Genomic DNA, 18,813 nt, shown 5'->3' on the forward strand with positions numbered 1-18,813 from the left:
CCCGAAGGTCTTCCTTTCGGCCGTCGCCCTAGCCGCCCTCGTCATCTACTGGTTATGAATCCTGACCCTAGAAAATCTACTTGGACACTAAGGGCGTTGGCGGTCTGTACGAGGCAGGTCGCCGAAGTCCCGTGTCGTACTGCGAACGATATATCAGCCATCCTGCTGATATACCGCAGACTGAAAGAGAGACGACATAATGTTGCGTAATTGCTTGCTAGCCCTGATCCCCGCATTTGGCCTGAGCGGTCTTGCACAGGCGGAGGATATCTCCACGCATGTTCTGAACATTTCCACCGGGACCGGCGGTGCCGGTATTCCTGTGACGCTGGAAATGAAAGAGGGAGACACCTGGACCGAGATCGGGACGTCTACCACGGGTGAAAACGGTCGGGTCGAAGGCTTCGACATCGAGACGGAGGTCGCGACATATCGGCTGGTTTTCGATTTGTCGAATTATGCGGATCTGGGACAGACGCCATTTTTCCCTGAAATCGACGTCATCTTTCAGGTTCAGGATGCAGACCGGGAACACCACGTCCCCGTTCTCGTCAGCCCCTTTGGGTACTCGACCTACCTGGGGAACTAATGACACGATCGTCAGGGGCAGCACGCCTCTGACGATCCTGATGTAAGAACCTTTGAGGACCGAGGTAATACATCACAGGCGCATTGAACGATACGAATACGCTCGGCTATACTCAGGTTTCACCGCGTTAAAAACGCAGCTTCTGTATGAATGCAAAGATTTTATGCAGAGCGGTTCTTCTGTTATAGATGACTCCAGCCCAAGGGCTCCGAAAGCGTGGCCCTATGAACGGTCCTGAACCGTGAACAGATGCTGAAACGCGCCGGGCATCCGAGCAACATCCGACAGGCGGCAGGTGTCCAGAACACCCATGAACGCCTCTCTCGCTTGCAGGATCACGGCCGGCAGCCCGCAGCCCTGGGAGATACGGCATGTGCTGCAATCCACCAGGGGGTCGTCGCCTTCGGTGTGTCGGACGACTTGGCCGATGGTGATCTCGATGGCCGGGCGTGCCAGCTGCAGTCCCCCCTGTCTGCCTCGGGTAGTCCGTATAAATCCTGCGCTCCCGAGGTCCTGAACGATCTTCATCAGGTGGTTCTGAGAAATGTCATGGACCTCGGCGATCTGGCGGATCGATACCAGCCTGCCGTCGCTCGCTGCGAGATAGATCAACGCACGAAGGGCATAATCGGTGTAGCGGCTCAATTTCATAGGACATGAATACAAGTATTTGCTTTGCATGTATAGCGTCGTATAGATGCAGAAGTGATGCATGTTTAGGAGAATCACATGGCTCGCCCGCTGTCCCTGCAGACGATCACGGTGGTGAAAGCCACCGTTCCCGCACTGGAACAATATGGCCCGTTGATCACCGAGACGATGTACCGGCGGCTGTTCGAAAACGACCGTATCGCCGCCCTGTTCAACCAAGCAAACCAGCAGAAAGGCACGCAGCGGCTTGCCTTGGCACACGCTGTTCTGGCCTATGCCCAAAACATCGAAAATTTGGAGGTTCTGGGCGCGGCGGTCGAACGGATTGCCCAGAAGCATATCGGCTACGCGATCCTGCCCGAGCATTATCCCTTCGTCGGCCAAGCCCTTTTGGGCGCCATTGAGGAGGTTCTCGGCGATGCCGCCACGCCCGACATCCTGGCGGCCTGGGGCGAGGCCTACTGGTTCCTAGCCGATCTGCTGATCGCGCGCGAAGCCACGATCCGTGCCGAAATCGAGGCACAGCGCGGCGGCTGGACAGACTGGCGCCGCTTCACAGTAGCAGAGCGGCAAGTTGAGGCCGACGGCATCGTATCATTCGTGCTGCGCCCCGAGGATGGCGGTCCAGTCGTTGCCCACCGACCAGGCCAATATCTGACGCTGCGCTTTGACGCGGCCGGACTGCCCGGGGTCAAGCGCAACTATTCGATCTCCAGCATGCCAAGCGACGAAAGCTATCGCATTACCGTCAAGCGCGAGGCAGAGGGAGAAGCGTCCCGCTTCCTGCATGACCATGCCATGGTAGGGACGATCCTGGAAACGACGCCGCCCGCCGGCGACTTCCACCTGTCAGACAATCCGCCGCGGCCGGTTGTCCTTCTGTCGGGTGGGGTTGGTCTGACGCCCATGGTCAGCATGCTGGAAGTCCTGGCCCGGAGGCATCGAGACGTCCCGGTCCATTATGTTCACGGAACAAGCAGTCCTGCACATCACGCATTGTCCCGGCAGGTGCAGGACGCCGCGACGCGCCACGGAAATATTGTCGTCAGTACTTTTTACGAGAGCGGCGCAGACGTCCCGGCCCATCCCGGTCGGATCAGCATGGATTGGTTGCGGACCAGCGTCCCGCTGACCGAGGCCGACATCTACTTGTGCGGCCCGCGTCCGTTTCTCCGCTACTTCGTTGCGGGCCTGAGGGAGGCGGGCGTTCCTTCCGATCGGATCCACTACGAGTTCTTCGGTCCCGCGGATGAGCAGCTCGCGGCCTGATGGGTCGCAAGACTGGCATGGGGGAAGCCGTTCTTGGGTGTAAAGCTGGGGCCTGAGATTCCGCAAAGCTGGACCTCAGAGATGATTGGCGTTCACGCGCAACATCATAAACAGCGCCTTCACAGCCTGCTTTTCTGCCAAAAAGGCCCCGCGGTTGCGGGGCCTTCCCATGATACCAGACAATGGGATCAGGCTTTGGACGATGGTGTCTTTCCCAACTGTGCTGGACCACTGACCGTCTTCGCCTCTCCGGGTGTCTTCTGCAAGTTCTCCGGAGAGGCAGCCTTATCGCCGTCGTCGTCGGTCAGCTCGCCTTTGGCAGCCGAGACGACATTGGTCACGGCAGCCTTCGCCTCTTCCACTCCAGCAGAGACGGCACTGCTGACCCGGTCTTTTTCTTCGTGATAGATTTTTTCTGCTTCGTCAAAGAGCTGGTCTCGATAGTCCCCCAGCAACTCGTCCTCGCGTCTTGTTCCGGGCAGCATCGCTCCCAGTGCCGCCCCGCCGAGCAAGGCAAGAGCTCCGAACAACAGGGGTTCGTTGTCATAATGACGCGCAATTTTTCTATTGGCCTGCGCCATCTGACGACTGACGGCATCGCTGGCATCCAACGCTTTCCGACGGGCTGCCTCGACCCTGAGGCGAGCCTCCTCGCCAAAACCTTCGGTGCCTTCGCTGAGGCGATCACGCAGATGAAAAGCGTGATTTTTCGCTGTATCAATCATGCCAACGTCTTTCGTGGATCTGACAGACTGATCAGAACGCGCCTCTGCGTGTCGATCTGTCTTTCGGTTATCATCTGATGCCCAGTTTGGTCGCGAAAACGGTGGCCGGTTTCCGTAGGTCTGGGATGGGTTTGAAACCGGATTGAAATTGCGCTCATTCCGATCGGACCGGCTCGTCACCGATTGCCCGTAGCTGTGAACAGGATCCTGTCCGCGACCGAAGATCATCCAGGCCAGGCCGATACCGGTCAGACCCAATGCTATGGGATTTGCGCGAGCGGCATCACTTGCAGCCTCTGCCCATTCGGCACCATTCTTACGGACCGAACCTGTGAGGCGGCGCGAAAGGCCATCCAAAGACAGTTCACCCTGCAGATCGTCGAGCGTACGCCGCAGCGCTTCGCGGTCTTTCTCGATCTCACGCTCAATCTGGTCAGGGTTGTTGAGGTCATGCGTCATGATAAGCTTCCTTTACCGCGCTGGCATCCCGCTGAACATTCTCGACGGTCCGTGTGGGCATAAGGTTTTCCGGCTTCAGATCAGCCATGCCTTTGCGAAGCAGCACATAGGCAAGGATCGCCAAGACCACGCCGACAACCACTGCGCTCCAGATTGGTCCTAGATCCGTTTCGGCAAGTGCAGCGACCAAAGCAACGGTAAGCACGTTGAGCGTAACGATACCTAAAACGGCTGCGGCCACGATCATGCCCAGGCCCGTTCCCGCTCGGTTCAGGTTCTGACGCAGTTCGGCTTTGGCAAGAGAGACTTCCTTGCGAACCAGGTCGCTGGAAATGCGCAGTGCATCGGCAGCCAGCGAAGCAGGGCTTTGCGAGCGAACGGGATCAGGCATGCGAACCTCCATCGCTGCGACCGCCGGAAATAGGAAGCGGGTTGGTTGAGGCAGAGTGATCCGCTGCAGATGTGTTTTTTGCCTGCGCGTCACTATTTAGGGTCCCAATGCGGACAGAGGGTTTCGATGAACTAGTCCGTGATATGTTGGAATCTAGTGAGCTTTTCCTCTTCATGGAACTTGACGGTGTGGTGGAGCCCGCACGCAGAAAGCGAACGGCGGCAAAGCCCGCCAAGGCCGATAACCCAAGGAAAGCCCCTGGCTGACGGTGTGCGAACCTGCGAACCTCCTCAACCATCTCCCGAGGATCCGTGGCGTTCAGACTATCCGCCAGACCACTAACGGTATCGGCCGCACGGTCGAACAGCGTCGCGACGGAAGAATTAGGATCAATCTCAGACCCCGCCTTGCGAAGGCCAGCAGCGAGACTTTCAGCACGCTCTGCCACTCCCGAACGGAGATCCTTCTCATAGCGTTTGGCTTCATCCTTGACGCTGCCCGCGAGACGCGAGGCCTGTTCCGTCGCTTCCGCCTTGATGCTCTCAGTCGTGGAACTGCTGGGGGACTTGGAACGCGGATTTTCGTCGACCATCATCTTCTCCCTTGAATTTAATTATTGGGGCAGGTGCAGTGCTTTGCCCACTGACCTCAGCTATTGACAGACCAACCTTCAAACGATCCCGTCGTTCCACTAATGTTTCTTATGGATGACTGACGCTGCCAGCGGGGCACAATCGCGCCGAAACTGGGGAGCGAAATAAATTTCGAAGAAAATATCCATTTATGGGGTAGGTCCCATCCTGATGGCTGCCAGAGATGCCCTACAGCATTGTCATGGCGGGAGAGGGTCAAGCTTGAGTAGCAAACTCATCTCGCTGCCTCTCAGCAGATCCTGCTCATCCGGTGCATCTCTGCGACCACGCGTCGTTCGTCGTAGGGCTTGTCAAAGAACACGCAGTCGGCAGGTAGCTTCATTCGCCCGATTTCTGCCTTCCCGGAGGTTACGATGACATGAATGGGCGGCCAACGCTCACGGATCAGTGCGGCCAGTTTAAGGCCATCAACGCCCCGGGGCATATCGACATCGGTGAAGACAATACGAATATCAGGACGGGTTTCAAGAATCCTGACCGCATCTGTGGCGTCAGTAGCTTCAACCGCTTCGAAACCTGCATCTTCGACCATGTCGAGTGCGGCCATTCGAAGGATCGGTTCATCTTCTACGACCAGAACAAGCTGGCGTTTCAAGGGAGCATATTGGGCCATCAGGTCTTTCCGTCTCAGGGCTGCTGCATCTGGGAAAGCGGAGCTTCCATCGACGCGAGCAGGCCATCTTGGTGGTAACCAAGCTCAACGCCACCAGTTCCAATCAGTCCCATGCTAATCAGTCGCGACCCGAACCCTTTGCCGGATGGCTGATCAACCGGGGGGCCGCCGGTTTCCGCCCAGCACATCCGCAAAGTCTCTTCTTCAGTGCTGTTCTCGATGGTCCAGGTAATCGTCACGCGTCCTTCAGGTACGGAAAGGGCGCCGTATTTGACAGCGTTGGTCGCTAACTCATGCAGAAGGAGCGATAGGGACAACGTGGCCCGGGGTCCGATCTGGAGGTACGGACCCTCCAAATGAAATCGGCCCGCCTGATCAAACGCTGCCAATGTTGCCTTGGCAACGTCCTCCAGGGCAGCGGAAGCCCAACGCTTTTTTAGCAGTGCATCATGGGCGCGAGACAGCGCACCGATACGTTGTGTCAGTGCCGTCACGGCGTCCTTCTCAGAGACCTCCCGAAGCGTCTGAGTCGCGATGGCCTGGACGATCGCAAGCGTGTTTTTCATGCGATGGCTGAGCTCTTCGTTCAGGATGTGCTGCTCCTGTTCGGCCCGTGCCCGGGCAATCGCCCCATGCGTCCGGTCCCCGACCTGCCGCACGAGCGCGATTTCTTCCGATGTCCATTCCCGCGCTTGGGCATTCAGAACGAAGATGACAGTGTCGAGAACACCGCGCACCATGATCGGCAGGTTCAGGAGTGCCCGACAATGGACCTTCTCAAGGCTGTCAGCCTGGCTGGCTGTCCTGGGATCTATCTTCACGTCTGGAATGACGACGGTCTGGCCGCGCTTCAGATCCTCGATGTAGGAGCCAAACGACCTTAAATGGTGAGACCCGACCACGCTGACGCCAGAGGCGTCGCACCAGTCCACCGGTACGTCGATTTCCTCCTTTTCCAGGTCAACCTTCCCAAACCCGATGCAGCTCCCGCCGATGGCTTGGTTCATGCATTCTGCCGCCGCACGAGCGATGTCGTCAGCATTAATCAGATCACGCAGCTGCTCGCTGAGGTCTGCAAGAGCCGCAATGCGCCTGGTTTGAAGAACATGTTCCGTGACATCAGAGCCCTCAATGAAGATGCCGGTTACAGTGCCTTTATCGTCCCGGGTCGGCTGGCAAACAAAATCGACGAACCGTTCATCTACCGGGGAATGGGGGTCATTTTGAATTGCGTAACGTGCACCCTTCTGCGTGAAGGGTTTTCCCAACCGGTAGGCCTCATCGAGCAAGTCCACGTAACCTTGTTCTGCTGCGTCAGGCAGAGCTTCGGCAAAACGCTTCCCAATAAGCTGCCGGTTTCCGACCAGCCGAAGGTAGGCGGGATTGACCAGATTAAAGACATGAGCGGGGCCTTTCAGCAGCGCCATGAAGCTTGGGACCTGATCGAACATGGCAGCCAGTTCCAGATGTTCATGCGCCGCCTTGTTTCGCTGTCGTTCCGCTTGGAGGAGCAGATCGTTATGGCGCGAAATAAGACGGCGCATCTCTAGAAGGCTCACGACCTGCCGGGCCAGCGACCTGAGATCATCGGCCTGGACCTCCGTCAGTCCCTCCGGGCGCGGAGCGTGGTCGATGACGCATATGGTGCCAAGTGTCAGTCCCTCGGCTATTACTAGGGGCGCGCCGGCATAGAACCGCAGATGCGGATCCTCCAGAACCAGCGGATTTGACTGTGTCCGGGGATCCAGTGTCAGGTCGGGAATGATCAGAAGGTCACGCTGCCCGACAGCGTGCTTGCAGATGGATTGCGCGATCGGCGTTTCGGAGGGCTCGAAACCAACCCTCGCCTTGAACCACTGCCGCTCGGCGTCCAGCAGACTGATGAGTGCAACCGGGGTATCACAGAGCCTCGCGGCCAAACGGACAATGTCGTCAAAGCCGACTTCCGGTGCGGTGTCGAGAATATCATGCGCATGCAGCGCATCGAGACGATCGGCCTCGTTCATGAGGTCAGCCGGATCTGTAGCCACTTGCTTGCGAGGCAATTCATGTGTCCATGTAAAAGAGAGTTTGACCTTGCGTTAACGGATATGAAGGCCGTTGTCAGCAGAGGTTCTCAAGCGTGCGCATTATCCGGCCACAACCGAGCTTTAACGCCATATAGAGGGCGGACTTGCTGACCTTTACGAGGGCCGCGGCCTCACGAACGTTAAGGCCCGGCGCGATCAACTGTCGGGCACGTGTGATCTTATTAGGGGAAAGAGCAATGGGGCGCCCCCCTTTCCTCCCTCTTGCAGCGGCAGCTTTCAATCCTGCGCCGGTCCGCTCGCGGATCAGGTCCCGCTCGAACTGACCGAGGGCTCCTAAGAGATGAAACACCAGCCGCCCGGTAGGGGTGGTCGTATCGATTGCCTCGGTCAGTGATCGGAAGCCCACCCCCCTGCCCTCCAGTTCACTCACTGTTTGCAGTAGATGGTTGTTGATAATGTAACCGCCCCCCCAACGGCATCTGTGTGCGAAGGTGGGTCTGCAACGATCCACAAAGGGGAGCGGTCATGTCGGAGATTATCACGGTCGGGCCTGCTATCACGCAGACCGACATTCGTCACGTCTCCGCCCCAAGATCGGAAGCTCCCGGCCTACCGATCATCTGCTCCATCGCTGGAACGACTGTCCCCCGGGTTCGTTGAGCCCGCGATAATGATCTGGAAATCAGGAGAAAAGTCCTATGGCACAGAACAGTTCAGGGACGGGCAGAGGGTCGGCCGCAGACAAGATCGTGGCCACGAAGGACGCGGCCCGTGAGGAAGCCGGTCGGATTGCAGGCGATGCGAAAAGAATTGCCCGCGATGTCTCCGGGCGCGGCTTCGAACTGGTCGACGGCGCCTTGGAGACCGGACGGGACTACGCCGCACGGGCCTGCTCGGAGGCGGAGCGCGTCTATAACGTCGGCCAGAGGCGCGCCGAGGAAGCGGCTTTTTATGCGGAGCTGGGCTATGAAGAAGCCGCGGACATGATCCGGCGGCATCCGGCCCAGGCCATGGGTCTCGCGGTCGGCGTCGGCGTGCTGATCGGACTGCTGATCGCGCGGCGCTGAGGCTGTCAGAAAGAGACTTGCGGAGAGAGAGGTTTCGCTAGCTAGCCCTGGTCCGTTTCCCAATCTTGAATAGAAAAACCCCCGGCACGCGAGACCGTGCCGGGGGTCAAGTTCATCGAAACGGATGATGCCTTAGTCCAGCCCAGACATCACCCGGATGCACATCACCAGATCCGGGGCTTACTCGCATCATCGCGACTTCCGTCCCGATCATCCTCGACTTCTACTTTCGTATGACGAACGGTCTCGGAGATGGTTTCGGTATAGGTGCCGCTGACCTTCTTCAGGCCGATCTCCTCGACCACACGGGCTTGCTTGGCGACCACGGCTTCTTCGGCATATTCCTGTGCCTCGATGGTGCGATCCTAGAAGGCGGCATCAGCGCCCGTCGCGACCCGATCGACGGGGCGGCGTTCCAGTTCGACCCGCTCGTCACGCAATTCGACGGTCTCTTTCACAGGCTCCTCGACCGAATAGGCACGCACCCGCACCCGCCCATGGCTGGTGTCGCGCTTGCCGATGCTGATCTGCTCCTCGACCACCGGGATGCTGTCCTGGTCGGTGGCGCGGGGCGCGTCGGCCGGAAGACCGGTGGTCGTACCCAAGGCGCTGTCGCCGGAGCCGTACGGGTTGGCTTCATAGCCGCCCCAGCCTTCCGAACGCCAGCTGGCCTCGCGCTCGTTCAGATCGACGGTGCCTTCGTCATCGAGAATGTCCAGGGCCATATCATAATGGGCGGCGGAGATACCGGAGACGGTCACCAGATATCCACCGCGGGACAGACCCTCGGCATAGGCAAGCGGTCTTCCTCGGGGAAGAAGAAGTCGCTCAGGCTGTCCCAGAAGCTCTTGTCCTCTTCAGGCGAACGTTGGGCTGTCGCTCCACCCGCCGAACCTTCTACCATGCTGATATGATCCTCCGAGATCCCGCTGGTGCGCAGGCGCTCCACGGCCCGCTGAGCCTCCGCCCGGTCATCGAACAGGGCCGAGACGGATTTCCGTGCGCCACCGGTCATCGCATTTTCATTGTCATAGGTCCTCTGGAACTCCCTTTCTGAAGTCGTGCATGTCTTGGGAGTTGCCGTTCTGAGCATCGACGTGATCGATCTGCGCGCGCGGCTTGCGCACCGACACGGGAATATCGTGGGTTTCCCGATACGCGGTCTGGCGGAAATGGATCTCCTCGCGAAGAAGCAGCGCGCAAGTCATCACGATCCGCTCCTCGACCACCGGGATGATCGTAACGTCGCCCTCCCCCCGGATCTCCGGGATGGTGTCGATCACGCGATCCACAGGGATACGAACCACGTCCACATCGACGGACTGCAGATTCACCGGGACGGTCTCATTGATGGTCTCGGTAACGGTCTGCACGCGAACGCGCCCCGTCACCGTATTCCTTTTACCGATCGTCACAGTCTCTTCGACAAGAGATAGAACCGGTTTGTCGTCATCATCCGCCATTTGGCACTCCCATACGTCCAGCCAACCAGCGGACTTGAAAGTTGTTACATAGGCATTCAAAGCCGTGGAGGCAGCCGGATTTGATCAACGCGAGACAGTGAATTTCGCGGTTTTGATAAGATAAATGGGGTTGACGAACGAATCAGGCCACTAAACATCTGATGGGCTTGAAAAATATAATATGCATCCAAAAATCTTGAGAGGCGACACGGTGTCCCATTGATAAAAGTTGATTATGCAACAATGGCCTGAGTTTCTTTAATTAATAGGCAATTTTTTGCTTTCCTTACCCAATTGCATTATCTGCAATTATAAACTTTCTTACTTCAGCTCTATTAATTTTATTCACGAGTTTTGAAACAATATACACCGACTTGTGTTGGGGCCGCATCGAAGACTGTAATTCAGAGCTGAAAGGATACGGCCAGATGCTTATCAAACTCATGGGTAGCGTTGCTGCCACCGCGATCTTTGCCAGCACCGCCATGGCACAGGATGCACCGACTACAGCACATGTCGCTGGCGGCAAGGTTGTCGTGGAACAGGCAGATCCACAGGTTGATGTGACCGTCCCCGCTCCCGACGTCGACGTGTCGCAATCGGCTCCAGAGGTGAACGTGGAACAGCCGGAGCCTACTGTTACTGTGCAGCAGGCTCCTCCCCAGGTGACTGTTGAGCAGTGTGCGCCCACCATCACCGTGACCCAAGCCCCACCCACCGTCACCGTCGACATCCCACAGCCGGTTGTCGGTGTGCGTATGGCCGATCCCACTGTAAACGTGACTGAAGGTGAACCGCGGGTCATGGTCGATATGCCTGACCCGGTCGTGAACTACATCGCCCCAGAGCCGAACATCGTGGTGAGTGATTCCGAAGCTCAAATTGACGTTCGTGAAGCAGAGGCCGATGTGGACGTTGATCCAGCAGAAGAGGCTCGGGTCAATCTGACGAGCGGGGAACCTCAGGTTAATATTCAGGAAAGCGGTGAGGCCGACGTAAATATCGCTGCAGCGCCAGAGCCGAATGTCGATATCCAGGAGGGCGGCGAAGCCAACGTCGACGTGAACCAGGAAGAGCCTGCCGTGGACGTGACCGGTGCCGCGATGGGCGCGATGGAGATGCGCGAAGGCTACCAGGCTGCCGATGTCACGATGCTTACTGCAGAAAACGTCGAGGGGACCGACATCTATTCGGCCGATGATGAAGTTATCGGGCAAGTCAACAACCTGGTCATGACTACGGACGGCCAGATCGAACAGGTTATCGTGGGTGTCGGCGGCATGCTGGGGATGGGTGAGCGCGACGTGGCCTTCACCATGGACGAGGTGTCATTCCAGCAGGCGGTCGAAGGCGGGGACCTGCGCGGCTACGTCGCCGCACCGTCGACCGAGATCGAGAATATGCCGGAATACGATGGCGTGAACTGATCAGAGACATGGCGGCTGCACTTTCCCGCAGCCGCCGCCTGTCCTTAGGCGGTCTCTCGCGTTGAGGTGATTACCGCTTTTTGCGTTATTGAACAAGGATACCTGCCCCATGGCTCAACCACCCCTGCACGACCCCAATCATCCGGCCCGCAATTCAACCGGCAATGTGAGCGGACAGGAAGAGAAGAAAACCAAGGTCATCCCTATCGCCATCGGCATCGTGGCGCTTCTGGTCATCTTCTTCTTTATCGTCCCCATGTTTACCAGCGACGATGATGCCGAAACTACAGAGACGACCACGGAGGCCCCGGCTTCGGCTATGACCGAAGAAGAGCCGGCAACCGAGCCCGTCGTACCGGATACCGACATGGCTGAGCCGGAACCGGCGGCCACTGAGGCACCTGTCTCGGTCGAGGAACCCGCCGCTTCTGCAACGCCAGCCGCGACCCCCGAGGCCGGTACGGACATCGAGGACAGCGACACCCAGCAGGGCGTCACCGTGGAGATCGAGGATCCCGCCGAGACCCCGGCGCCTACCCCGGCCCCCGTCGATGGCGAGACGGAAACCATGACTGTGCCCCTGCAGGAGCCGGCGCCCGCGCCCGTAAACTGATCCACGCGGCGACCTTCGCCAACTCACGGAAAGCTAATGGAAGGGCCCGGCGCTGATGCGCCGGGCCCTGCTTTTTCTCGATCCGGGATTGTCGCAGTTTCCAGCAGCGCCGCAATTTGGTCGCGATAAGACGAACCGAGCTTCGGCGCGGATGAATGCCATCCCTGAGAGTTTACGGACGGTCAGCCGGCCGGGAGGTTGGCCGCCATGTCATTCACCGCCGGTTCGATCTCCTGGCATGTCCCCTCGACAGTGCTGCCTTGGGATGCGGCCACGTCGGACAGGGTTATTTCCTGATCGTTGAATGCCACGATACCCTGGTTTCCCTGCTCGATTGCGGCAGTCCCGGCAGCCTCGTCTCCCGAAGGCAGCATGGTCATTATCTGAGCTTGGGCCTGGACGGCCTCCGGACCCGTAAACCCTTTCTCCTCGCAGTACTGCAGGATCCCCAGCTGATTGCTGGCGGCCTGCCATGTGGCTTCCGTATCTAGTGACGGTTGAGCGACGGACATCACTGGCATCAGGCCTGCACCGATCATCAAAGCTACGCTTCGCATCATTTGCACTCTCCAATTAAGGGTCGAACGCGACAGGTGCGTTACCCCCGTCGCTGCCCGTCAGGGTCAGTTCCGTCTTCTACCCGCTGCTGCGCGAGGGGATCTATGGCCCCGTGGGCAAGACGATCGACATCGTGTCCATCCTGGGCACGCTGTTCGGGGTCGCGGTCTCGCTCGGCCTCGGCTCGTCGCAGGTCGCGGCGGGACTGTCGGCGCTGTTCGGCTGGTCGAACGACACCGGGTTGCGCCTTGCGATCCTGGGCAGCCTGACGATCGTCGCCACGATCTCGATCGTCGCCGGCCTGGACAAGGGGGTGAAGCTGCTGTCGAACGTCAACATCGGCATGGCCGTGGGCCTGATGCTGTTCGTGCTGGTGACCGGATCGACCCTGTTTCTTCTGCGCGGCGTCGTCGAGACGATCGGCCTGTACCTGTCCAACCTGCCGCGCCTGGCCTTCTGGAACGACATGCTGCATGGCGGCGGGATGGATACCGGCGAATGGGGCTGGCAGGGCGACTGGACGGTGTTCTACTGGGCCTGGACGGTCACCTGGTCGCCCTTCATCGGCCTGTTCGTGGCGCGGATCTCCCGCGGGCGCACGGTCCGCGAATTCGTCTTCGGTGTCCTGTTGGCGCCGTCGCTGTTCACCGTCATCTGGTTCGCGATCTTCGGCTGGCAGGCGATGGCCATCGACGGGCTGGGAGAGGCGGCGCGTGCCGCGATGGGCCCCGCCGCGGGCAGCATCAGCAACGCCGTCAGCGAATCCGTCCCACTGGCGATGTTCGCCTTCTTTGCGGAACTGCCCTGGGCACCGCTGATGCAGGGGCTGGCCGTGCTGGTCGTGGCGATCTTCTTTGCCACCTCGTCGGATTCGGCGTCGCTGGTCGTGGACATGTTGTGCACGGGAACGGCGGAACCCGGACCCGTCCGCCAGCGCGTCTTCTGGGGCCTGGCCGAAGGCGCCATCGCCGGAACGCTGATCCTGCTGGCAGGAGAGGCCGGGCTGACGGCCTTGCAGGAGGTGATCACGGTCGTCGGGCTGCCGATCTTCCTGCTGGTCTCGATGATGATCCCGGCCCTGATCCGCGGGTTCGCCGCAGAGGAGATCGACCACATCACGATCGGCAAGCGTCCCGCACTGAGCAAGTTCGACCCCGCCGCCACCGACGAGGCCGACGCCCCGGCCAGGTGACGGGTCGCCCCGTCCCCGGCCGAACGCCCGCGGTTCAGTCGCGGGCGTTCGCCTTGCGCAGCCGCCACAGGCTGGCGCCCAGCACGATGATCGCCATGATGGCATCCGATTTGGGCGTCGGCGCATCCGTTGCGTCACGGCCTGTCCCGGACACGCCGATGGCCCTCTGGCCCGACGACGCGGCGGGCGTCCCGTGACCGGGCGGCGGGGTGTCGGCCTTGACGGCATCGCGCTGGCCCATCGGTTCGGGGGCACCCGTGGTCGTGTCCTCGGAGGTCTGCTGTTCGATCTCGGCGTTCAACTCGGCTCCGGCCAGCACGATGAAGGCCGACAGCCACATCCAGGTCAGCAGCATGATGACCCCGCCCAACGTCCCGTACGTCTCGGTATAGTCGTCGAAGTTCTGGACATAGAGCGAGAACGCCGCAGTGCCCAGAATCCACAGGACCGTGGCCGCCACGGCACCGACGCTGACCCACCGCCACTTGGGATCGGCGCGCGACGGACCAAAGCGGTAGATCGCCGCCAGCCCGATCATGGTCAGCACCGCCATCAGCGGCCATTTCAGCCATTCGGCGGCGGTCTCCAGCGTCGGTGACAGCGGCAGGAAGGCGATGACCGACGGCAGCACGATCAGCAGCGCGATCGCGACCGCCAGGCCCAGGATGGCGCATACCGTGATCAGAAGCGCGCTGAGATAGAGCTTGATGAAGCCGCGGCCCTCCTCTTCGTCATAGGCGATGTTCAGCCCCTCCATCAGGGTCATGACGCCCTTCATGGCGCCATAGATCGCGATGGCCAGACCAAAGGCCGCGACCAAGCCGGTCGCCGTCTCATCGCCGCTGGTGACCTTCAGGACCTGTTCCTGAAGCACCGCTCCGGCGCTTTCCGGGATCAGGGCCATGACCGTGTCCAGCTGGCTGGCGATGTCGGCGGGGTCCAGCACCAGACCCGCGATCGAGATCAGCGCGGCAAGGGCCGGGAACACCGACAGCAGCGCATAGAACGCGATGCCCGCCGACACGACCGAAATGTGGTCGCTGGCGATCTCGTTCTTCACGCGAACAAGGATCTGCTTCCATTCCGCCATGGAAAATCGTGTCGGAGAGGCTGTCCCCTTCTGGTCTGTCGAAAGGGTCGTCTTGGTACGGGGCACGTGGTTCTCCAGCGCTGTAATGGGCAGGGTCGGCAGGTCCGAAAGCTCACGAATCTGTCATCTGTGCAGACGTAAGGCAATCAGCGCGACCGGGGTTCCTTGCGCGATCGATGCCCTGCCCGACCGTTGCCCGGTCGCACCGTTCCGCCGCCGCCGACGATCGGACATAAACGGGTGACCTGTGTGGCTGCCCGGCCTGTCCCCGACTGCTGTCACGACCGGGGGTGCCGCTGCCGTGCCGTGGGTGACGTGACCTGCCGTCGGGGGCGATGAGGCAAAGGGCTGGAACATTCACGCCATCCCCTTGTTGGACCCCTGCTCGATCACGGGCCCAGAACACAAGGAAAGGCCCACCCATGCATCGTCGTCCCGACACGCCACTTCTCATTCCCGGCACCGCGCGCAGGTCGCGGAACCGCGCCTGATGCGCCGTTACGCCGCCGCACACGCTGCCACCAAGCATGCGGGAAAAGACGCTTGGTGGCCTGATGCGATGGGAATGGATCGGCCTGCCCATCCTGATCGCGGCTGCGGTGCTGCTCAGCTGGATCGTGCACCGCACGCTCAAGGTGCTGCGCCATCACGCCCGCGGGCAGATCGCCACCGGGATCCTGACGGCATCGTCCAAGCCGCTGATCATCGCCAGCGTCACCCGCCTGGTGTGGTGGGTCACCGGTAACGTCTTTGTCTTTTCGGGCCGCATCAACGTCTTCGTCACGCCTGCCATCGCGATGGGCGTGGTGACGGCCCTGCTTCAGGACAAACGCTTTTTGCGCCTCCGTGAACCTCGATGCTTTCATCGTTCTCCGCTCCTCTCCCAGCCAGGGAAGGTTAACCGAAAACTCCAGCTTCAAACGGTCCAGTTTCCAGGGGGCAGAGCACGAGCTGTCGGCGAAAGAGCGTCAGGTCGTCGAGACTTCTACCTCACTCAAGCGCCGCTTAAACAAGTCTACTAAATACAGTACAGCACAGCGGGAGAGCCCGCATTTGCCGCAGGCAGACCTTTACATATCACGTTCTATTCGTTTGCGGAATTGTATGACGCACGGCCCACATACGGGCTGCCACGACCTCGTTCTGGTCGAGCGAAGTTCCTAAATGCCGCCCCAAGAGCCTGATGGCGGCTGCGATTTCGGATGTGGTGGCAAGTGTGCCAGTCTCGATCAAATTGCATAGCTCGACGACTGTCTTGGGAAAATCCATGGTAGAGTCACTGGGTACAAAAAATCTCGGCAGAGGGGACGCGGTCAGCATGACAACCACACTGGTGAGATCGCTGCCAAGCCCTTCAAGTCGACTTGATATATCACCGTCTGGCTCTCTTGCTTTTATAGCGTGAAAACGACTGGCAAATGTTCGGGCGCTGTTCGTGGTTTGAAGGATGTTCAGGAGAAAGCTGACAGCCAGTGTTAGCAGGATCATCCCATTCATGGCGGCAACCATCGACAGGATATCCCACCATCCACCGGTTACCTGGACCGTCGAAGCTCCTAAGGTGGAAAGCGTCGAACCTGCAAATGCCACTGTTTGTACCCATGTGGCCGGTTCCCCAGTATCGGTCTGCACCAGGGAGAGGCCGCCGCGCAGGATCAGCACATAGCCGCAGAGGTGAAGCAGTACCCAGGTTCCTGCAACTGCCAACAGGATAACAGGCCCCAATAATCCACGGATGGAAACCCCAGTCATTTGTTCCAAAACCAAGGTCAACTTTGATCCCAAGCGCCAGAGTCCTTCAGCAACGGCACGGCTGAGAAACCCTGTTCCGCTAAGACTGATTGTCGTGCGTAAGAAATCGTAGAACGCGACAAGCACCAGTGCCGCACCGGTCAAAATCAGCATTGGGAAATCATCCATGGTTACTTTCTGTGGCGATACTCTCAACAATGATCGTGGCAATGAGCGTGGCAATGATCGATATACCACCTTCATACGGCAGACACGACCTTACCTCGAACTGTCATGGATGCCGAAGGTGCGCTCATGACAAGTCGCACGGAAGCGGTGTTATACAGGCGCAGAAAACCGGACAAATGCCTTAAAGAGCTGAATATGAGTAAAGGTCCACATAGAATATGTGATCGTCAATTGACCGGATCCGAACCATTTTGGGAGCCCATTTGGGCGACACGGCGGTGGTGTGATAGTGATCTGCCCCATGCAGTTCCGGCAGCGGGCCATTCACGAGAACTTCTGCTGCAATGCTCACCGCTTTTCTCCAAGAATCAGTATCTTCGATTTTGGGATATTCATAGCGTGATGTCATAAAACTGAACTGCGTCGGAACAACGTTTTCGCATGCACTATCTCCCCACCGGTGAGGAATTGCAGCCCGTTGCAGGATGACGGAGGCTACCGCGCGCTGCCCGAATTCTTCTTGATCACGTGCCTCATGATAGATCGCGACGGCAATGCAGGAAAGATCGCTGGCGTTGCGCAAGGATGGTGGAGGTGGAGGGATTGCAGCTCCCCTGACGATCTCGGCGGGGGTTGCAGGTCTAGGGGCAGGACGAAATGTCATTACCTCGGCAGGACGTGGTAGAGGAGCGATGGCGACCTCGAGTGTCAGACCGCTGTTATCAAAGCCGGACTCTTCAGGATCAGCCGTTGCTTGTTGAATACGGTTTGGCCCAATTGCTGTTTTTCCGTGATAGACGGCTTCAGAAGCAGAATGCACTGGCGCGCCAAAGCTGCCATTGGGCGCATAGAAGCTTGATGTCTCGCCGGTCCACAGCTGTTCCCGTGTAACGGATACAACAGCTTCTGCAGAGCATAAGGCAATAAGGACAGTTAATGCTACAGACTGTGCCTGAACCATTGGCATGTTCCCTTGATTGCATAAGGAACGGTGATCGACGCAGTTGTGTTCCATTTTCGCTTCGTGGACCGTGTCGATGCTTGGCGTCAGCAAACTGAAATGCGGAAGTGCCACATTTGCGCTGCCCGTGGAGAGATCGGCATCTACAGAACGCGGGCGGCGCAGCTGGGCTTGGCGCCTGAACAGCCACTAATGGGTGTTATACTATGCAGGATCGACGAACTGCCGCGGTCAAAGCCCGAGCAAAAGAAGCCGCAGCTCTCAATCAACGGAAAAATGGCCTCGCCTTTAGGCACAACTCAAACCCATACCCGAGCACGCACAACATTTACGAGTGTTAGGCTCACTGCGATGCGGATTGGTTCCACGGGAGACAACTGCGTCGTCAAATTGCTGGCTAGACCGTTGCTCCTCCCAAAGAACCCTGCCTGACCTGCACTAAATGTATCGTGAATGACCGCGGCGAATGCCTATCGGTTTTGGCAGGGCGGCGTCACGCTCGACCCGCGCGCAAATAACAGTATCAACGGGGCTTCGGGCTACGACCTGCTTTGGAGAGGAGGCGGCTGCGACACATTAAGTGGTTGCGCCGGGCCGAACACGCTGATCGGCGGTTGCGGAAATGACAGCCTAGCAGACGGTGATAGCTTGATGAGAGGCTGGGGCGCCGACACCTTGCAGGAGGGCGGCGGAAACTAGACCCTGATCGGCTGCCAAGAATATGACCTTCTTGCTGGCGGCGCCGGTGTCGACACGTTCGCTTTCCACACAGGCAACGGAGGTAAAAGGATCGCCGGATATCAGATCGGGATCGATCGCCTTATGATCGGTGACACAGTGCTGCCGCGGTCGGTGCCCCGGTTCTCTATCAAGGACGTCCATAAGACTGCCCTGGGCGTGGTCATCGATTTCGCAAACGAAAACAGGATCACCATCGAAGGCCGAGGCATTGCCCCCGAAGCCATTGCTAATGATATCTTGCGTTTGTAATCAATGCGGGTCTGCAAGCTCAGTTGGGTCGCACGGGTCCGTTCATCTCACCCTGTTGGCGTATGCGTCCACCACGCCTACCGGCGTTGTTGCAGAAAGTCGGCCTGAGTTGTGAGTGCCCCTTTCCCATTCAGTTTCATGCCACGCGGACG

The 18,813-nt window shown here is 59.1% G+C and carries 20 protein-coding genes and 2 pseudogenes; 8 read left to right on the forward strand and 14 right to left on the reverse strand.

Translation table 11 applies throughout. The features are described 5' to 3' along the window. Positions 1-214: 214 nt before the first annotated feature. A complete protein-coding gene (uraH, locus tag FHD68_RS11605; protein ID WP_244297836.1) occupies positions 215-589 on the forward strand; it encodes a hydroxyisourate hydrolase in 375 nt (124 codons plus the stop codon). Positions 590-811: 222 nt separating this feature from the next. On the opposite strand, the gene FHD68_RS11610 is transcribed toward uraH, so the two are convergent. Beyond that, positions 812-1,240 (reverse strand): RrF2 family transcriptional regulator, encoded by a 429-nt coding sequence (locus FHD68_RS11610; protein WP_139085747.1) that lies wholly within the window; start codon positions 1,238-1,240, stop codon positions 812-814. Between the two features lie 78 nt (positions 1,241-1,318). Between FHD68_RS11610 and hmpA the strand changes: the two genes are divergently transcribed. Continuing rightward, positions 1,319-2,509, forward strand: a complete 1,191-nt coding sequence (gene hmpA / locus FHD68_RS11615; RefSeq protein ID WP_139085749.1) for an NO-inducible flavohemoprotein — start codon at positions 1,319-1,321, stop codon at positions 2,507-2,509. Positions 2,510-2,697: 188 nt separating this feature from the next. Here hmpA and FHD68_RS11620 read toward each other — a convergent pair whose 3' ends face one another. From FHD68_RS11620 to FHD68_RS11645, 6 genes are all read right to left on the reverse strand, one after another. Continuing rightward, a complete protein-coding gene (locus FHD68_RS11620; RefSeq protein WP_139085751.1) occupies positions 2,698-3,693 on the reverse strand; it encodes a DUF3618 domain-containing protein in 996 nt (331 codons plus the stop codon). Further along, positions 3,683-4,084, reverse strand: coding sequence for a phage holin family protein (locus FHD68_RS11625; protein WP_139085753.1), 402 nt, complete (start codon positions 4,082-4,084; stop codon positions 3,683-3,685). The genes FHD68_RS11620 and FHD68_RS11625 overlap by 11 nt, the downstream gene beginning before the upstream one ends. Continuing rightward, on the reverse strand, positions 4,077-4,679 hold the full coding sequence (locus FHD68_RS11630) for a hypothetical protein (protein ID WP_139085756.1): 603 nt from the start codon (positions 4,677-4,679) through the stop codon (positions 4,077-4,079). The genes FHD68_RS11625 and FHD68_RS11630 overlap by 8 nt, the downstream gene beginning before the upstream one ends. A 287-nt stretch (positions 4,680-4,966) precedes the next feature. Beyond that, the gene (locus FHD68_RS11635) at positions 4,967-5,350 is read right to left on the reverse strand and encodes a response regulator (RefSeq protein ID WP_139085758.1); all 384 of its coding nucleotides are present in this window, start codon (positions 5,348-5,350) and stop codon (positions 4,967-4,969) included. Between the two features lie 14 nt (positions 5,351-5,364). Continuing rightward, positions 5,365-7,356, reverse strand: coding sequence for a GAF domain-containing protein (locus FHD68_RS11640; RefSeq protein WP_139085760.1), 1,992 nt, complete (start codon positions 7,354-7,356; stop codon positions 5,365-5,367). Between the two features lie 97 nt (positions 7,357-7,453). Further along, entirely contained in the window at positions 7,454-7,891 is a 438-nt protein-coding gene (locus tag FHD68_RS11645; RefSeq protein ID WP_139085762.1) for a recombinase family protein, read from the reverse strand. Positions 7,892-8,129: 238 nt separating this feature from the next. Here FHD68_RS11645 and FHD68_RS11650 point away from each other — a divergent pair, with 238 nt between their 5' ends. After that, entirely contained in the window at positions 8,130-8,447 is a 318-nt protein-coding gene (locus FHD68_RS11650; protein ID WP_139085764.1) for an ElaB/YgaM/YqjD family protein, read from the forward strand. Positions 8,448-8,611: 164 nt separating this feature from the next. On the opposite strand, the pseudogene FHD68_RS19550 reads toward FHD68_RS11650, so the two are convergent. The 3 genes and pseudogenes from FHD68_RS19550 to FHD68_RS11660 all read right to left on the reverse strand — a co-directional run bounded on the left by FHD68_RS19550 (position 8,612) and on the right by FHD68_RS11660 (position 9,910). Then, positions 8,612-9,172 (reverse strand): annotated as a pseudogene (locus FHD68_RS19550) (YsnF/AvaK domain-containing protein). A 32-nt stretch (positions 9,173-9,204) separates the two neighbouring features. After that, complete coding sequence (locus FHD68_RS19380; RefSeq protein WP_208863765.1) at positions 9,205-9,462, reverse strand: general stress protein; 258 nt, start codon at positions 9,460-9,462, stop codon at positions 9,205-9,207. Between the two features lie 13 nt (positions 9,463-9,475). Next, a complete protein-coding gene (locus tag FHD68_RS11660; protein WP_084697512.1) occupies positions 9,476-9,910 on the reverse strand; it encodes a YsnF/AvaK domain-containing protein in 435 nt (144 codons plus the stop codon). A gap of 428 nt (positions 9,911-10,338) precedes the next feature. On the opposite strand from FHD68_RS11660, the gene FHD68_RS11665 reads away from it, so the two are divergent. Together FHD68_RS11665 and FHD68_RS11670 are read left to right on the forward strand one after the other, a co-directional pair. Beyond that, positions 10,339-11,337 (forward strand): PRC-barrel domain-containing protein, encoded by a 999-nt coding sequence (locus FHD68_RS11665; RefSeq protein WP_139085766.1) that lies wholly within the window; start codon positions 10,339-10,341, stop codon positions 11,335-11,337. A gap of 109 nt (positions 11,338-11,446) precedes the next feature. Continuing rightward, positions 11,447-11,950 carry a hypothetical protein gene (locus FHD68_RS11670; RefSeq protein ID WP_139085768.1) on the forward strand — a complete coding sequence of 168 codons (504 nt, stop codon included), beginning with the start codon at positions 11,447-11,449 and terminating at the stop codon, positions 11,948-11,950. Positions 11,951-12,132: 182 nt separating this feature from the next. Here FHD68_RS11670 and FHD68_RS11675 read toward each other — a convergent pair whose 3' ends face one another. Next, positions 12,133-12,489 carry a pore-forming ESAT-6 family protein gene (locus FHD68_RS11675; RefSeq protein WP_045983452.1) on the reverse strand — a complete coding sequence of 119 codons (357 nt, stop codon included), beginning with the start codon at positions 12,487-12,489 and terminating at the stop codon, positions 12,133-12,135. 71 nt (positions 12,490-12,560) lie between these two features. Between FHD68_RS11675 and FHD68_RS11680 the strand changes: the two are divergent. After that, a pseudogene (locus FHD68_RS11680) lies at positions 12,561-13,700 on the forward strand (BCCT family transporter); the annotation flags it as partial. A gap of 34 nt (positions 13,701-13,734) precedes the next feature. Here the strand turns inward: FHD68_RS11680 and FHD68_RS11685 are convergent. Further along, positions 13,735-14,760 carry a YihY/virulence factor BrkB family protein gene (locus tag FHD68_RS11685; RefSeq protein ID WP_167550395.1) on the reverse strand — a complete coding sequence of 342 codons (1,026 nt, stop codon included), beginning with the start codon at positions 14,758-14,760 and terminating at the stop codon, positions 13,735-13,737. 557 nt (positions 14,761-15,317) lie between these two features. On the opposite strand from FHD68_RS11685, the gene FHD68_RS19010 reads away from it, so the two are divergent. Next, on the forward strand, positions 15,318-15,812 hold the full coding sequence (locus FHD68_RS19010) for a hypothetical protein (RefSeq protein ID WP_167550396.1): 495 nt from the start codon (positions 15,318-15,320) through the stop codon (positions 15,810-15,812). Between the two features lie 55 nt (positions 15,813-15,867). Here the strand turns inward: FHD68_RS19010 and FHD68_RS11695 are convergent, their stop codons facing one another. Together FHD68_RS11695 and FHD68_RS11700 are read right to left on the reverse strand one after the other, a co-directional pair. Beyond that, positions 15,868-16,710, reverse strand: a complete 843-nt coding sequence (locus FHD68_RS11695) for a hypothetical protein (protein ID WP_045983983.1) — start codon at positions 16,708-16,710, stop codon at positions 15,868-15,870. 181 nt (positions 16,711-16,891) lie between these two features. Continuing rightward, positions 16,892-17,671, reverse strand: coding sequence for a cell wall hydrolase (locus FHD68_RS11700; RefSeq protein WP_167550397.1), 780 nt, complete (start codon positions 17,669-17,671; stop codon positions 16,892-16,894). A 453-nt stretch (positions 17,672-18,124) separates the two neighbouring features. Here FHD68_RS11700 and FHD68_RS11705 point away from each other — a divergent pair, with 453 nt between their 5' ends. After that, a complete protein-coding gene (locus FHD68_RS11705) occupies positions 18,125-18,370 on the forward strand; it encodes a hypothetical protein (RefSeq protein ID WP_139085776.1) in 246 nt (81 codons plus the stop codon). Positions 18,371-18,813: the final 443 nt, after the last annotated feature.

It is taken from the genome of Paracoccus marcusii, from assembly GCF_006151785.1.
GTDB lineage: Bacteria > Pseudomonadota > Alphaproteobacteria > Rhodobacterales > Rhodobacteraceae > Paracoccus > Paracoccus marcusii.

Bases quoted from the DNA above. Each gene is read 5' to 3' on its own strand.
- FHD68_RS11610 (WP_139085747.1), bottom strand. From the start codon at position 1,240: ATGAAATTGAGCCGCTACACCGATTATGCCCTTCGTGCGTTGATCTAT.
- hmpA (WP_139085749.1), top strand. From the start codon at position 1,319: ATGGCTCGCCCGCTGTCCCTGCAGACGATCACGGTGGTGAAAGCCACC.
- FHD68_RS11620 (WP_139085751.1), bottom strand. From the start codon at position 3,693: ATGACGCATGACCTCAACAACCCTGACCAGATTGAGCGTGAGATCGAG.
- FHD68_RS11625 (WP_139085753.1), bottom strand. From the start codon at position 4,084: ATGCCTGATCCCGTTCGCTCGCAAAGCCCTGCTTCGCTGGCTGCCGAT.
- FHD68_RS11630 (WP_139085756.1), bottom strand. From the start codon at position 4,679: ATGATGGTCGACGAAAATCCGCGTTCCAAGTCCCCCAGCAGTTCCACG.
- FHD68_RS11635 (WP_139085758.1), bottom strand. From the start codon at position 5,350: ATGGCCCAATATGCTCCCTTGAAACGCCAGCTTGTTCTGGTCGTAGAA.
- FHD68_RS11640 (WP_139085760.1), bottom strand. From the start codon at position 7,356: ATGAACGAGGCCGATCGTCTCGATGCGCTGCATGCGCATGATATTCTC.
- FHD68_RS19380 (WP_208863765.1), bottom strand. From the start codon at position 9,462: ATGACCGGTGGCGCACGGAAATCCGTCTCGGCCCTGTTCGATGACCGG.
- FHD68_RS11660 (WP_084697512.1), bottom strand. From the start codon at position 9,910: ATGGCGGATGATGACGACAAACCGGTTCTATCTCTTGTCGAAGAGACT.
- FHD68_RS11665 (WP_139085766.1), top strand. From the start codon at position 10,339: ATGCTTATCAAACTCATGGGTAGCGTTGCTGCCACCGCGATCTTTGCC.
- FHD68_RS11670 (WP_139085768.1), top strand. From the start codon at position 11,447: ATGGCTCAACCACCCCTGCACGACCCCAATCATCCGGCCCGCAATTCA.
- FHD68_RS11675 (WP_045983452.1), bottom strand. From the start codon at position 12,489: ATGATCGGTGCAGGCCTGATGCCAGTGATGTCCGTCGCTCAACCGTCA.
- FHD68_RS19010 (WP_167550396.1), top strand. From the start codon at position 15,318: ATGCGGGAAAAGACGCTTGGTGGCCTGATGCGATGGGAATGGATCGGC.
- FHD68_RS11695 (WP_045983983.1), bottom strand. From the start codon at position 16,710: ATGGATGATTTCCCAATGCTGATTTTGACCGGTGCGGCACTGGTGCTT.
- FHD68_RS11700 (WP_167550397.1), bottom strand. From the start codon at position 17,671: ATGGTTCAGGCACAGTCTGTAGCATTAACTGTCCTTATTGCCTTATGC.
- FHD68_RS11705 (WP_139085776.1), top strand. From the start codon at position 18,125: ATGACCGCGGCGAATGCCTATCGGTTTTGGCAGGGCGGCGTCACGCTC.